This is a genomic window from Nocardia sp. NPDC057440 (assembly GCF_042802915.1).
GTDB lineage: Bacteria > Actinomycetota > Actinomycetes > Mycobacteriales > Mycobacteriaceae > Nocardia.
Genome location: NZ_JBHVDF010000017.1, coordinates 91246 through 105555, shown reverse-complemented (window position 1 = coordinate 105555; position 14310 = coordinate 91246). Strand labels below are relative to the sequence as shown.

10 protein-coding genes are annotated in these 14310 nt (G+C 67.2%); 3 read left to right on the top strand and 7 right to left on the bottom strand.

Going from position 1 to position 14310, the window contains the following annotated elements; translation table 11 throughout:
* Nucleotides 1–11 precede the first annotated feature (11 nt).
* Together ACFU4Z_RS29300 and ACFU4Z_RS29295 are read right to left on the bottom strand one after the other, a co-directional pair.
* A complete protein-coding gene (locus ACFU4Z_RS29300) occupies nt 12–2237 on the bottom strand; it encodes a serine/threonine-protein kinase (RefSeq protein ID WP_379069148.1) in 2226 nt (741 codons plus the stop codon).
* Complete coding sequence (locus ACFU4Z_RS29295) at nt 2234–4741, bottom strand: serine/threonine-protein kinase (protein WP_379069145.1); 2508 nt, start codon at nt 4739–4741, stop codon at nt 2234–2236. The genes ACFU4Z_RS29300 and ACFU4Z_RS29295 overlap by 4 nt, the downstream gene beginning before the upstream one ends.
* A 180-nt stretch (nt 4742–4921) precedes the next feature.
* Between ACFU4Z_RS29295 and ACFU4Z_RS29290 the strand changes: the two genes are divergently transcribed.
* Nucleotides 4922–6391 carry an amidase gene (locus ACFU4Z_RS29290; RefSeq protein WP_379069143.1) on the top strand — a complete coding sequence of 490 codons (1470 nt, stop codon included), beginning with the start codon at nt 4922–4924 and terminating at the stop codon, nt 6389–6391.
* 69 nt (nt 6392–6460) lie between these two features.
* Here the strand turns inward: ACFU4Z_RS29290 and ACFU4Z_RS29285 are convergent, their stop codons facing one another.
* The 3 genes from ACFU4Z_RS29285 to ACFU4Z_RS29275 form a co-directional block, all read right to left on the bottom strand.
* Nucleotides 6461–7363, bottom strand: a complete 903-nt coding sequence (locus ACFU4Z_RS29285) for a LysR family transcriptional regulator (RefSeq protein WP_379069140.1) — start codon at nt 7361–7363, stop codon at nt 6461–6463.
* A gap of 447 nt (nt 7364–7810) precedes the next feature.
* A complete protein-coding gene (locus ACFU4Z_RS29280) occupies nt 7811–8626 on the bottom strand; it encodes an SDR family oxidoreductase (protein WP_379069318.1) in 816 nt (271 codons plus the stop codon).
* A gap of 86 nt (nt 8627–8712) precedes the next feature.
* Complete coding sequence (locus tag ACFU4Z_RS29275; RefSeq protein WP_379069137.1) at nt 8713–10329, bottom strand: aldehyde dehydrogenase family protein; 1617 nt, start codon at nt 10327–10329, stop codon at nt 8713–8715.
* 161 nt (nt 10330–10490) lie between these two features.
* On the opposite strand from ACFU4Z_RS29275, the gene ACFU4Z_RS29270 reads away from it, so the two are divergent.
* On the top strand, nt 10491–11789 hold the full coding sequence (locus ACFU4Z_RS29270; protein WP_379069133.1) for a PucR family transcriptional regulator: 1299 nt from the start codon (nt 10491–10493) through the stop codon (nt 11787–11789).
* 23 nt (nt 11790–11812) lie between these two features.
* Here ACFU4Z_RS29270 and ACFU4Z_RS29265 read toward each other — a convergent pair whose 3' ends face one another.
* Nucleotides 11813–12037 carry a DUF2277 domain-containing protein gene (locus tag ACFU4Z_RS29265; protein ID WP_379069130.1) on the bottom strand — a complete coding sequence of 75 codons (225 nt, stop codon included), beginning with the start codon at nt 12035–12037 and terminating at the stop codon, nt 11813–11815.
* Between the two features lie 233 nt (nt 12038–12270).
* On the opposite strand from ACFU4Z_RS29265, the gene ACFU4Z_RS29260 reads away from it, so the two are divergent.
* Nucleotides 12271–13104 (top strand): DUF1266 domain-containing protein, encoded by an 834-nt coding sequence (locus ACFU4Z_RS29260; RefSeq protein WP_379069127.1) that lies wholly within the window; start codon nt 12271–12273, stop codon nt 13102–13104.
* On the opposite strand, the gene ACFU4Z_RS29255 is transcribed toward ACFU4Z_RS29260, so the two are convergent.
* Nucleotides 13084–14031, bottom strand: coding sequence for a hypothetical protein (locus tag ACFU4Z_RS29255; RefSeq protein WP_379069124.1), 948 nt, complete (start codon nt 14029–14031; stop codon nt 13084–13086). The two genes, ACFU4Z_RS29260 and ACFU4Z_RS29255, sit on opposite strands and share 21 nt — an antisense overlap.
* Nucleotides 14032–14310: the final 279 nt, after the last annotated feature.

Here is a 14310-nt window from a genome sequence, read left to right as displayed (position 1 = left end):
TTCTCCATCGCTCATGGCGCGGACGCGGCGTCCGCGTTCGTGTGCAGATGTGGCGCGGTCACTCGTTCCAGCGCGCGCAGATCGTTCTCCAGTGCCCGGAACAGGATATACACCGCGACAAAGGCGACTATGCTGCCGATGCACAGCACCCGCACGTTGACGATGATCTTCTCGAGATCCGACGGCGCGAGCAGTGTCGCGCCCGCGACGGCGAGCAGCGGAATCGACGCCGCGAGGCTCAGATAGAACCCGGATCGGCGTCGCAGCCCGTGCAACCGCGCCGCGTCCCGCTCCCGGATCTCGCCGTGACTCAGGAACATCGGGTAAATGCACCGGATGACGTAGAAGTTCACCAGAAAGAAGGGATACGTCAGTGCGATGGCGCCGCTCACCACGTGTAAAGCCACGAAATGGGCGTAGTCGGCCGCTGCGACGCCGTCGGAGGTCTCGTGCAGGGCGACCGGGAACGAGATCCCCGACAGCAGCCACATCGAGATGATGACCAGGACCGCGCGGTCGCCGAGCAGCACCGCATCCGTGCGGGCCCGGTGCAATACCTCCGGGCTGTAGCGGAGCCCGGCGCGCAATCCGTGCGGCACCGAAATCAGGTATCTGCACAGGTAGACGAGCACTGCGGTGCCGAGGGAGAAGGACACCACATTCACCACGGCGGTGAAGATCTCGAACTGGTGCTGGGCCTCCTCGGTTTGGCGATAGTGCATCGTCTTGGCGTTGTGCTCGACGTTGTACACCGAGGCGAGGGCATTCGGCACCGCGATCGCGAGCGAGACCAGCAGAATCCGCCACGGCCGCAGTCGCCGCCGCCAGCTGCGTTCCGGTGGGTCGACGAGGTCGCGCGCGCGTGCGTCGAGGCACAGATCCAGTTGTTGCGCCAGCGTCGCGCCGTTCGACCAGCGCTGTTCGGGTTCCGGTTCCAGGCAGGTAAGCAGAACCCGGCGCAAGGCGGCCGGGCAGTCCGCCGGAATACGCTCCAGCGCAGCGCTTCGCACGCCGTGTCTGCGATCGTCGAGTGAGTCGTGTGGCCCGGTTGCCGCAGTGTCGTCGTCGAACGGCAGACTGCCGGTGAGCATTTCCCACAGCAGCACCCCGAGGGAAAAGATGTCGCTGCGCGTATCCGGTTCGGGCGCGGCGGGATCGAGGGCCGCTGTCAGCTCCTCGGGCGAGCGGTAGGGCGACGAATCGGTTTGCGCTGTCGGCCTGGTCGTGTCGTGCAATGCGAAATCGGCGAGCTTCGGGATGCCCTCGGCCGTGAACAGCACATTCGACGGTTTGATCGCGCGGTGTGCCACCCCGTTGCGATCGGCGTAATCGAGCGCGTCCGCCAGTCGCCGACCGATCCATGCGATCGTCTCCGGCCAGCTGAGCTCGGCGATCTCGGCGCGCACTCTCGAATCCGTCTGCCGGATCTCGCCTTTCGCCTCCATCGCGGTGTCCACCGCCCGTAGCAGCAGCGCACCGCCCGCCGGCTCCGGGACGCGCCGCCGCTCGGCGAGCAGGTCGAGCGCGGTGCCACCGGGCAGATACTGCATGTACACCAGTCGCAGCGCCGCCGAGTCGACAGGCATGCGCTGATCGAAGACCCGAACGATGTGCGGATGGTCCAGCTGCGCCATGGTGCGCGGCGCGGCGCTCAGACCCGCGGAGAAACGCACGGCGACCAGGCGCTGCATGGAACGCTGCGTGGCGAGGAAGACGCGGCCGAGTGCGCCTGTCCCGAGATCGGTGCGCAGATCGAAGTCGTCGACGCGCTGTCCCGGCGCCAGCTCGGCGACGAGCGCGGCGGCTTGCGCGCTGTCGAGTTCGGCGGGTGCACTCTGGATTTCGGCGTCGTCACCGACCGTGTCGGCCCCGACCGCGGCGAGACGCTCGCGCACCTCGGTGGCCAGATCCGGATATTCGGCGAGGAAAGTCGCCGCCTCGACCGGGGCGTGCCTGCGCCGAATCAGGAACTCCTCGTACACCAGATCGGCCAATACCGGACTGTGCTCGATCTCGGGAAATTCCTTGCGGTACTCCGTGATCCGCTTGCCCAAACCGGGCCGGATCCAGCGCTGTCGTAGATCGATGCGCACCAGGTCGGTGAGCACCGCCAGCCGCGCCTGCGCGCCATCGGGCACATAATCCGCGAGCAACGGCGGGTCGGGCCTGCCATCGCGCACGCGGCGTTGCCACTCGGCGGCGAACCTGGCGACGTGATCGAGGCCGGGTCCGATCACGCCTTGATCTCCGCTCCGGCGGGAGCGGCGGGCTCCCGTCCGATCGCATCACTCGGCGCGACCACCCGCTCCAGCGCGCTCAAGTCGGCCTCCAAAGCGCGGAAAAGCAGGTAGGAGCCGATGAACGCGACGATGCCGCCCGCACACAACACTCGGACCGCGAAGATCACCTGCGGAATATCGGTAGGCGGCAGGAACGTCACGCCCGCCACCGCGAGCAGCGGCACCGACGCGGCGACCGCGAGATAGCCATTGGCGCGGCGATCGAGACCGCGCAGCCACACCGCGTCGTCGGTGCTGATTTCGCCGTGTCGCAGAAACACCGGATAAATGCAGCGGACCATGTAGAAGGCCACCAGGAAGAACGGATAGGCCACGGCGATCGCACCGCACACCACGATCGAGGTGAGGAAATGCACGACCGCGCTCACCGCGATCTCGCCGGTGGACAATTTCAACGCGATCGGGAAGGTGATGCCCGCGAACACCCACAGTGAGAACACGATGACCACAGCGCGATCGGCGAACAGCAATGAATCGGCTCTAGCTCGCCGGAGTGTGTCCGCGTCGAATCGTCGGCCTCTGCGCAGCCCGTACGGCACCGTCATCACCAGGCGTGACATATAAAGAATCAACGCCGCGCCGAGTGGGAACAGCACCGCATTCACCACACCGGTGATGACCAGGAAGGTTTGCTGGGCGTCCTCACTCATTCTGCTGACGATCAAATGCTGGTTGTGGAGGATGTTGTAGATCGAGGCGAGCACATTCGGCACCCCGATGGCCAACGTGACGATCAGCAATCGCCAGGAGCGCAGCTTCAGCCGCCAGCTGCCGGGCGGCGGGTCGACCAGGTCCCGCGCGCGTGCGTCCATGCACACGTCCAGCTGCTTGGCCAGCACCGCGCCACCCGACCAGCGCCGGGAGCGGTCGGGTTCCAGACAGGTCAGCAGCACCCGGCGCAGTGCTGCCGGACAGTTGGCGGGCAGCCGGTCCAGCGCGACCGTATCCACACCCGAAGTGCGCCGTTCCAGCATCGCCTCGAGTGTGGTGTCGTCGCCGTATTCATTCGCGCCCGCGGTGGTGTCATCGAAAGGTTTTGCGCCGGTCAGTAGTTCCCACAGCACCACGCCGAGCGAATAGATATCGGAGCGGGTGTCCAGATCGGCTGCCGTGCGTTCGCGGCCGGGGTGGCACGCTTCCAGCTGCTCCGGTGACATGTAGGCCAGTGATCCACCGAAGTAGGCGACCGGGCTGGTGTCGGCCACGTTGCGGCTGAAGCTGATGTTGAAGTCGGCCAGCTTCGGTACCGCCTCCGCGGTGAGCAGCACATTGGCCGGCTTCACATCGCGGTGCAGGACGCCGTGCGAGGAGGCGTATTCGAGTGCCTCAGCCAGTCTGCGTCCCAGCCACGCCACGGTCTCCGGCCAACTGAGCGAGGCGATTTCCGCGCGCACACTGGAATCGGTCGGACGGATCTCGCCCTTCTCCTCCATGGCCCCGTCGACCGCGTCCAGCAGCAGCCGTCCGCTGCGTTCGGCGGGCGGTGTGGCGCGGACCCAGCGCAGCACGCTGAGCAGCGTGCCGCCGGGCAGGAACTGCATATAGAGCAAACGGAGCCGTCGGCCGCCGCTGTCGCGCATGTCCTCGGAGCCCAGCAGGCGTTGATCGAAGACACGCACGATGTAGTCGTGGTCGAGCTGGGCAAGCGTCTGCGGCTCGGTGCCGTGGTCGGCGGAGATCTTCACCGCGACCAGCCGCTGCAATGAGCGCTGCCGAGCCAGGAAGACCCGTGCGAACGCACCGCTGCCCAGACCGGTCAGCAGATCGAAATCATCGATCCGCTGGCCGATTTCGATCCGGTCGAGCGCGTCATAGTGCCCGGGACCGGTCCCGACCGTGGTCGGGGTCGAGGTCGCCGTCCCGGTCAGGTCGGAGGTGGCGCGGGTCACCTCCGTATTACGAGTGGACTGGGTGGTTTGGTTCAGATCCGCTGCCTGCGCGGTTGCGGTCTCGGCAAGCGCGGTCACCGTCGGGTCTTCCACCGCCGCCCGTCGGGTGCTCTGATCTATCTCGTCGGCATTGAGCAATGCCCGCAGCTCGGCCGCCTGGGCCGGGAATTCACGCAGGCATTCCCGCGGATCCACGCGCTCGCCGCTGTGCCTGCGGATGACGAACTCCTCATACACCAGGTTGGCTGGGATGTCGTCGGGTTCGAGCTCGGGAAAATCCGCACAGTATTCGGCCAAGCGTTTGCGCGGTGCGGTGGACTCGGCCCACCGCACCCACCGGTGGCGCAGGTCGATGCGGATCAATTCGATCAGCGCTTCCCGCCGCAGCGTGTGCGCGTCGGGTAGGTAGTCGGCGATCTCAGGCGGTCGCTGCGGCGATTGCCCGGCAGCCGATTTCCATGCGGTGGCGAAGGCCTCCACCGCACTCCCGTGACTCACTCCGGTCGTGGAACCCGAAGTGGATTCGTAACTTCTCTCGGAATTCGCACTCATTCTCGGACCTACTGGTTCCGCGGATACCGAAGAATCCGCACTGGTCGGTCTGTTCGTGTAGCGGATAAATTCCGCCACACCCGACGACATCGTCCCCCTCGCAGTACCCGGAATGATAACTTGCGCCTCAACAGCGGATCACCCGATTTCGACAACGATGCGACGGGGGCGAACCAGCATATGCACAATGAGGCCACAGCGGTGGCGGACGGTACGGCCGTAGCGCAAGCAGCTCCGCAGACAGTAGCCGCCCAGCGGATCCCCGCGGACGCGAACCAGGCAGCAGGTCCGAATTCTCCGATTGATCCCGGCGCGCCGCGCGGACCCGCCGTGGCGATCGCCGCCGGCGTACGAGACGGTTCGACCAGCCCGACCGAGGTGCTCGACGCGGTGCTGGAGCGCATCGTCGCCGACACCCGGAAGCTGAACGCGTTCACCGTCGTTCGCTCGGCCAAGGCGAAGGCCGAGGCGCTCGCGCTGGAACAGCGCTCGGATCTGGATGTGCTCCCACTCGCCGGCGTGCCGATCGCGATCAAACACAACCTCGAGGTCGAGGGTGAGACGAACCTGTGCGGTTCGGCCGCCACCGATACGCATCCGGCGGCCGCCGACCATCCGGTGGTGCGCAGGCTGCGCGCCGCGGGTGCGGTGATCGTCGGATTGACGGCGGTTCCCGAGCTGGATCTGTGGGCGATGACCGACAGCGCGGGTCGTACCACCCGCAACCCGTGGAACACCGCACGCAGCGCGGGCGGCTCGTCCGGCGGCTCGGCGGCGGCGGTCGCGGCCGGGCTGGTTCCGGTGGCGCACGGCAACGACGGACTCGGTTCGGTGCGCATCCCCGCGGCGTGCTGCGGGGTGTTCGGGATCAAGCCGGGCCGCCACACCGTGCCCGCGGAGGTCGGTGTCGACTCGTGGGCGGGCATGGTCGAAAACGGTGTGCTCGCAACAACCGTCGGGGATGCGGCGCTCGCCCTATCGGTGCTCGCGGCCCGGCCGGACCTAGCCGAGGTCGAGCCGCCCGGCCGACTACGCATCGGGCTAGCCGTCGCGCCACCGTCCCGCTTCTTCCGGGTCGATCGGCATTGGACCGCGGCAGCCCGCGCCGCAGGATCGGCCGCCGCCGCGGCAGGACACCAGGTGGAGCCGACGACGCTGCCCTATGGCGAAACGATCAGCTCGGTCTTGCTGCGCTGGCTCGTCGTCGGCACTCGGGACGCCGCGACGCTGGCCCGCCCGGACCGGCTGCAACCGCGCACCCGCCGCCACCTCGCGCTAGGCAGGCTGGTGCAGCGACTGGGTCTGGTCCGCCCCGGTCAGGTCGACCGCGTAGAGGCGCGACTGCTGGAATTCTTCGAGCGCTACGACGTCGTGATCACACCGACGCTCGCCGCCGCGCCACCCAAGGCGCGAGCCTGGCACACCAGGGGCTGGCTGGCCAATGTTGTTGCCAGCTCCCGTTTCTCACCATTCACCGCACTGTGGAACATGGTCGGCTGGCCTGCCGCGTCGGTGCCGATGGGGATGCATCCCCGCTCGGGCACGCCGGTGGCCGCGCAGCTTGCGGGACCGCCCGGCAGTGAATCGACCCTGCTGCGGTTGTCCGCACAACTGGAAGCGCTGCACCCCTGGGAGCGCACCGCGCCGTGACAACGGCGTGTTCGACGTCGTGACGGTGGCGCGCCGGAGGGTCGTGACCGCGGCGCGCCCCGTGCTCTGTCAGGCGACCGACGACTGAGGCGTCTGCGTCTGTGTCTGTGCCGAGAAGCCGCCGTCGGCGGCACGGCCCGCGAACTCGAGGATGGTGGGGCGATTGTCGTCGGCCCGCCACGCCACGGCCAGTTCGCACGGCGCGAGCCCGGTCACCGGGCGCGCGGTCAGACCGGGCCACCGGTACATCGGGACATTGTTCTCGGCGAGCAGGCAGACGCCGAGGCCGAGGCTCACGGCCTCCAGCTTGTCCTCGGCCGTCGCGGCTTCCGCGCCGATCTTCGGCTGACGTCCGTTGCGGGCGTCGTTGCCGAGCCAGAAGTCGCGCACCGCGCCGGCCTCGGTGGGCAGCGCGATGAACGGCTCGTCGAGCAGATCGGCGAACTCGATGCTCTCCTGATCGGCGAGTGGATGGTTCTCCGGCAGGAGTACCCAGCGCGGCTCGGTACGCAGCACCTGCCAGCGGTAGCGGTTCGGGTCGGGCAGGGGAAGCCAGACCAGCGAAAGGTCGGCCTGGCGTCCGGCCAGGCCGCTGGACGGGTCGGTCCAGGACGCCGCGTGCAGGGCTAGCCGATGACCGCTCGCGCTTTCCAGATCGTTGATCAGACCGCGGCCGAGCGCGGATTGGATGCCGACGCGCAGCACCTCGCCCGCTTCCTGGAGCGAGACGTTGGTGACCTCCCAGAGCTCCAGGATCTTGCGGGCACCTTCGAGCAGTTCCTTGCCCGCGACGGTCAGCGCGACACTGCGCTGGTTGCGGTCGAACAGGACCACGTCGAGCTGACGTTCCAGCTGACGAATCTGACGCGACAGGGTGGGTTGAGCGATGTGCAGCCGCTGCGCGGCGTTGGTGAAATGCAGTTCTTCAGCGACAGCGACGAAATACCGCAGGTCGCGCAAATGCGGGTCCATAGCCCCTTGCTATCAGAATCGGTCCTGAATTTCCAGCCTTATTAGGCCGGAAAGTTCGGATAGTGGTGCAGAAACAGTCGATGGGTTTGTTAAACACAGCATATTGCCTGTCGTGGTCATTTGCACCATCGAGCCCGCGAACTTCTCGCATCCGCCGTGGGTATGGCTGCTACCGATGATCATGGACGGTTGACCAGCGGCTATGGGATGTGAAGCGTCCCCAATCGGGTCGATAGGGACCGCTGGGGGATTGCCCGGTCAACGCCGGGGAATCGACGTCGAGGCCCGTAGTGGCTACCGTCCGCCTTGGTAGTGATATTCGTCACAAATAAGTTTGCCGTGTGGATCGGCTGCTCACGGCCGGCCGTGGCGTGACGCCGCCCTGGACAGCCGAAAGGCGCCGCGGTCGTGCATCCACGACCGCAGCGCCTCGACGCGTGCCCGGGGTCAGACGCTGCGCGCCCGGTCCTCGTAAGCCTTGCGCTGCTCGGCATCCACGGCTCCGAGAAACGCATCGCCGGAACCCAGCGCCCGCGCCAGACCATCGGCGACGGATTCGGGAAGCAAATTCACCACCTGCGAGATGAACCCGGCCAGCGCCGTCACTCTGACCTTCGACTTCGGCGCGGCGATCAATCCGACGATGGCATCGGCGATCTCCTCGGGCTCCGCCGAACGCAGCAGTTTCGGGCCGCTCACACCGGAACCGAGTTCGGTATTGGTCAGCGTCGGCAGCACCGAGGAGAACTCGACGCCCGACCCCCGATACTCCTCGCGCAGTGTGTCGGTGAACCCGAGCACCGCGTGCTTGCTGGCGTTGTAGGTGGCCAGACCGGGGATGTGGGTCTCGCCCGCCAGCGACGCGATATTGATGACGTGCCCGCGGTTGCGCGGCAGCATCCGCGCGAGGCCGAGTTTGGAGCCGAGAATGACGCCGTAGACATTGATATCGAGGATGCGCCGGGTGATCTGATCCGGCTCGTCGACCAGCTTGCCGGTCGGCATGATGCCCGCATTGTTGATCAGCACGTCGACCGGGCCGACGGTGCGTTCCACCTCGTCGAGGAAGCTCTCGAACGAGGTGGAGTCGGTGACGTCGAGCTTGCCGTAGAACTCGAAGTCGCGTGCGGCCCCCGACTCCTTGACGGTGGTCTCGTCGATATCGCCGATCGCGATCTTCGCGCCGAGCGTCCGCAGCGCGGTCGCGGTGGCAAGTCCGATGCCGCGCGCGCCGCCGGTGATGACCACGACCTTCCCCCGGATCTTCGCGGCCGAGGTGTTGGATCGGCGGGGCTCCCGGTGCCCTCCGTGATTCGGCTGGCCCGCCGCCTCTGTCGCTCGCGCCGCGGTCACTTGTTGTCTCCGAGCTTCAGCAGGGCCGGAAGGTCGACGCGGCGCAGGCCGCGGGCGCCCGCGGCGCGCATCGCGCCGAGCGCGAACAGCAGCTTGGGCATCTGGTAGGGGAACCAGAGCAGCTCCTTCTGCTGGGTCGGCAGGATCGGCTTGGTGATGGCCTTCTGGCGGCAGTACTTGCGGACGCCGTACGCACCGCCCCAGCGCGCCCCGACACCGGACTGCCCCCAGCCACCCATCGGCAGTGCGAAGTTGAACAGGTTGGAGAAGACGTCGTTGATATTGACCGCACCCGCATTCAGCTGGCGCGCAACGCGTTCGCCGCGATCCTTGTCCCCGGTCCACACCGAAGCGGATAAGCCGTAGATCGAGTCGTTGGCGAGCCGAACCGCTTCGGCCTCGTCGGCGACCTTCACCACCGGCAGCGTGGGGCCGAAGGTCTCCTCGTTGATGCACGACATGGTGTGGTCGACATCGACGAGAACGGTCGGCTCGAAGAAGGTTCCGACGCCGGTGCGCTTGCCGCCGGTCAGCACCTTGGCGCCGGCCGCGACGGCCTCGTCGACGTGCCGCTGCACGATCCGCACCTGGTTCTCGTTGGCGAGCGCGCCGACATCATGCTTGGACTCGCGGCCGTCGAGGCCCTGGCGCAGGCCCCGCACCGCGGCGGTCAGCTTGGCGACGAAGGTGTCGTAGACCGGCGCTTCCACGTACACCCGCTCCACCGAGATGCATACCTGGCCGGCATTGAACATGCCGCCGAAGGCGATACCGTGCGCGGCCCGATCCAGGTCGGCGTCGGCAAGTACGATGGCCGGATCCTTGCCGCCCAGTTCCAGGCTGTAGGGGATCAGCCGCTCGACGCAGGCAGCGGCGATCCTGCGGCCGGTGGCGGTCGAGCCGGTGAACTGGATGTAGTCGGCGTTATCGACCACCGCGGCACCGGTCGCACCGGCCCCGGTGACCACGGCGAATACCGGCGGCGCACCGATCTCGGCCCAGCCGCGAGCCAGTTCGAGTGCGGAAAGCGGGGTCACCTCCGACGGCTTGAGGAGCACGGCGGCACCGGCGGCCAGCGCCGGAATCACGTCGATCACCGGCATGGCCAGCGGGAAGTTCCACGGCGTTATGACGCCGACGACCGGGTAGGGCTTGTACACCGTGGTGAGCTTCTTGACCCGGCCGAGCGGGCTGTGCGGCGAGGGGTGCTCGTCGGCGAGGAACTTCGCGGCACGGCGCGCGTAGTAGCCGGTCAGATCGACCGAGAACGCGGGATCGATGAGGGCGTCCACGCGCGGCTTGCTCGTCTCCGACTGCAGCACATCGGCGAGGTGTTCGGTGTTGTCGAGCAGCCAGTCCTGCAGCTTCAGCAGCCATTCTTTGCGGCCGTCGGGGCCGATGGCCTCCCATTCCGGCTGGTAGAGCCGAAGTTCGCGCACCTTGGCCGCGACCGCGTCCGCGCTCTGGTTGGGCACGGTGCCGACAACCTCGCCGGTACCGGGATTGCGCACCTCGATGACGGCCGGATCGACCGCAGGCTCGACCTGCTTCGCGGGCGTCTTGCGTGCCGGGGCCTTCTTGGCCGCGCCGGTCGCGGATTCGGTGTTGGTCACTGCTGTTCTCCCACTGACGTTGTGCTGTGCACCGCTGGCGAACGAATACTGTGAATCAGTTCACTGACCTATGATCGTGGCACAAGTATGCGGGACTTTCTTGGACTGATTTGTCAACGAACGCGGCCGAATTTGTTCTCGAGGCACAAATCGGAGGAATCATGACGCACCGCGCGCGAGCCGGAGCCGGCGCGGCCGGGCCCAGCAACGAGGTCGTGCGGGACTGGCTCGCCGAGTACGTGTACGAAACGATGCGCAGCGAGGCGCTCGAACAAGTCGTCGACCGACTCGACGGCGCGATCGTCGCGCGCATCCCGGAACTGGCCGATCGCGATATCCGCCGCGACCTCGCGGCGAGCACCCGCGCACACGCCAGGGTGGTGCTGAGCGGACTCACCAGCGACACGTTCGAATTCACCTTGCCCGAGGAGGCGCACGCGTTCGCGCGCACGCTGGCCCGGCGCGGCTATGACCTGCGGCTGCTGCTGCGGACCTATCACGTGGGGCAGGAGGCGGTGCTCGAATACATGACCGAGGCCATCGACGAGCGGACGCCCCCACCGGAGATCGAGCGCGCGGTGCTGCTGCGCCTGTTCGAGCGGTCGACCAGATGGGTGAGCACCTCGGTGGAGATGCTCACCGACACCTACATGGAGGAGCGGGAGCGGGTACTGCGCGCCGCCCTCAATCGGCGCACCGAAACCGTGCGCGCCCTGCTGGCTGGTGACGAACCGGACGTCGAGCAGGCCTCGCTGCGCCTGGGCTACCGGCTCGCCCAGCAGCACCTTGCCTTCGTGCTGTGGACCGACGAGCCCGCGGGCGGTGACGGCGAGATGAGTGGTCTGCTGGACCGGGTCGCCGCGCGGCTGGCGGTGGCTCTCGGCAGCGGCCGGGTGCTCAGCATGCCGTCGGGTGCCAGCGGCATGTGGGCGTGGGTCGGCCTCGACGATGAGCAGCACGCCGCCGAACTGGCCGCCCCGGGCCGATTGGCGCGCGTGACCGCGGGACTGGTGGAGCCGCCGGTGCGGGTCGCTTTCGGGGTGCCCGCCGCGCAGGTCGCGGGTTTTCGGCAGAGTCATCGTGAAGCGGTCGCGGCCAGGCAGCTCGCCGAGCGCGGGCCGGTGGCCGCCGATCGGGTCACGAGCTATCGCGAGGTGGAGATCGCCCACCTCGTAGGTGTCGACGACGCGGCGATGCACGCGCTCATCGGCAGGGAGTTACGCGTGCTTGCCGGTCGTGACGTCAATGCCGCACGGCTGCGCGAGACGCTGCACGCTTACTTGAAGAGCCATCGCAGCCCGGAGGCCGCGGCGAAACTGCTTGGGGTGCACAAGAACACGATTCGCTACCGGATCCAGCGCATCGAGGAACTGCTCGGTCATCCGATCGAAGAGCGCAGTCTGCCGCTGGAACTCGCGCTGACCTGCGTCGTTGCCTATGGTGTCGACGCGCTGCCGTGATCGGGCCGTCGACGCTGTGGCCCTTACTCTTCGCGGGGCGGCTCGACTCTGCCGTCTGGTAGATCGGCCAGCAGCTGGGTCGTTGCTGCGGCGATGGCCGAGACCGCCTTGTCGACAGCGGCTTTCGTGGTGGTGCTCAGGCCGGAAACGCCACCGACCGTGCGCACATACTGCAGTGCGGCAGCATAGATTTCCTGCTCGGTAGGGGCAGGATCCAGGCCACGCAGGAGGGTGATGTTTCCACTCATGGGTGCACATTAGCCCTCTGTACCGTCTGCGGCAGGGCAAGAATCCCAGGACAGGGAAAAAAACAGGAAAAGATCAGGTTTAATTGCCGCGACGGCGAACGGCGCTTGTCAGACGCGCACTGTCGTGGTTGCTCGGGTCGCAACCGGCGGATCGAACCCGCCTACCTGTCACCCGTCGATTCCCTTGGCGATTACTCAGGTTGTTTCAAGATCGATGGGGAACAATCGGGGGCATGCCTGCCCGCGGTGTGCCCACTCTGACCACGTTCCCCTACGAAGAGCTGGACAAGCGGGAGGAGGACCATTGGTCCGGCGCCGCGGTCTCCGAGGACGAACTGCGGTCGTTGGCGCTGGGCGCCTTCTATTCGGCTCGATGGGACGCCTTCCACGACGCGCTGCTGCTCGGCCCCGAACGCGAACATCCGCTCGGTGACCGCCGCGAACTCGCCATCGACACGCTGACCGGCGCTTGGGGCATCACCGACAGCACCGAGGCGCAGGCTTCGATGGAACAGCTGCTAGAAGGCATGCACGCGCCGCTGTATGCCATGGTGCATCCGCTGGTGATGGCCTCGATCAACGCGAGCGAGCGGGATCGGTTCGGCGAGCGGGCCGATCGGCACCGCGCCTTTCTCCGGCAGGTCGGCTCGTTCCGTGGCATGGACAATCCCGAGGCGCTCGTGCGCGATTACGACATCTGGTCACAGGCGATCAAGATCGGTTTCACCGATCACCTCGCCCGGCCGCTGCCGAGTGATATCCACGCCTGGGACCTGGCCCGGGTTGTCGCGGTGGCTCGAATGGCGTTCACCGCAGGCTATCTCGAAGCCGACGTCGCATGGGGCTACCTGGCGCGCGCCTTGCCGCTGGCACAGCGCAAATATAAGAACTGGCGCCAGTTCGGCGACGCCTACCTCACCGGCTGGACCTACTGGCAGGCCTGCGAGGACCTGGCCGAACTCAAGAACGGCGGCGTGGACCGGCGCATGGAACTACTGCGTCTGTGGACTCGCCCGACCAGCCCGTGGCGGCGGATCGGTTTGCAGTCAGTTCCCGTCGGGGAGTGACCGCAGGATCCCGCGCCCGTAGCGCTGGAACTGCGTGTCGTCGACCATGCCGAGCGAATGCCGCTCGACCAGCAGCTCCCACTCGGAATACAGCTGCGAGACGCCGGGATCGGCCGGGCCTGCCGCGCCGTCCGCGGAGTCGCGCCGGACGGCGAAGTTCACCGCGCAGGTGACCCGCTCGGTGTCGGCCCGGTCGGCGCCGGTGAAATGCAGCGTCATATTGCCGTCGTGCACGTCGATGCCCGTCTCGCCGCGGATCGAGCCGATCTCACCCGGTGCCGATGCCGCGCCCTCGGTGGTGCGGGCCCACAGCACGGCGGGGATAGGTAGCTCGTGCGCGTAGCGCGAATCGGTGCCGATGGAGATGAACAGCAGCCGCCCGGTGGTCGCGGCGAGCAGTCCCGGTCCGCTGCCCGCGGGCGGGTGCGCCACCGCGATCGCGGTCTCCAGCACGTATTCGTCCACCGTGACATAGCGATGCAATGCGGCTATCGCCGACTTCGCGTCGCGTCTGGGCGCCATCCTGCGCACGGCCCGATCCACGTCCGCGCGAGTCGGTCCGGCCTTGCCCCACGCAGGGGCGGGCGGGTTCAGATCGGGGGCGGCCACATCGATGCGCTGCGAGGTGAGGATCTGATCGTTGATCCGATCGACGATCTCGGTCGCTGCGGGGACATCGTGTTCTGCTATCAATACCGGTAGAGGGGTGCGGTCCGCCGGCACGCCCGTGAGCACCGGAGTGGGGTAACGAAGGTAGATCTCGATTACGACGGCGTCATCGGCGCGCCGGTTCAGCCGGACCTTCAGCAGGTCCGTGACCGGCACATCCAGTACGCGCTCGCCATCGGTGCCCGGTCGCAGGACGATCAGTCGCCCGCGCCCGTGCCGCACTATCGCTGTGGGTGTCCGTAGCTCGACTATGTCCATACCCCCTGCGCTCTTGTTGTGTCGTCGCTCACGATATGCCGAACATGCCATGATTGTGACCACTTGGAGTAACCCGACCGGAGACCTCGGGAACCACCGTCGTTCCCCGGCCGTTTACCTGTCGAACTGCACCAACTGCCGAACTGCGCGATGTATCGAGTAGACCGTACGCGGTAACGTGGCATGTCCGCATCCGAACCCACCCGGAATCCGGCTGGGAGCAGGGTGAGAACTGGCACCGCCGACCCCGACGCTTCGCAGGCATGCACCGGAGAACCG

Coding starts and splice junctions, on each gene's coding strand:
- ACFU4Z_RS29295 (WP_379069145.1), bottom strand. CDS start 4,741: ATGAGTGCGAATTCCGAGAGAAGTTACGAATCCACTTCGGGTTCCACG.
- ACFU4Z_RS29290 (WP_379069143.1), top strand. CDS start 4,922: ATGCACAATGAGGCCACAGCGGTGGCGGACGGTACGGCCGTAGCGCAA.
- ACFU4Z_RS29285 (WP_379069140.1), bottom strand. CDS start 7,363: ATGGACCCGCATTTGCGCGACCTGCGGTATTTCGTCGCTGTCGCTGAA.
- ACFU4Z_RS29270 (WP_379069133.1), top strand. CDS start 10,491: ATGACGCACCGCGCGCGAGCCGGAGCCGGCGCGGCCGGGCCCAGCAAC.
- ACFU4Z_RS29265 (WP_379069130.1), bottom strand. CDS start 12,037: ATGAGTGGAAACATCACCCTCCTGCGTGGCCTGGATCCTGCCCCTACC.
- ACFU4Z_RS29260 (WP_379069127.1), top strand. CDS start 12,271: ATGCCTGCCCGCGGTGTGCCCACTCTGACCACGTTCCCCTACGAAGAG.
- ACFU4Z_RS29255 (WP_379069124.1), bottom strand. CDS start 14,031: ATGGACATAGTCGAGCTACGGACACCCACAGCGATAGTGCGGCACGGG.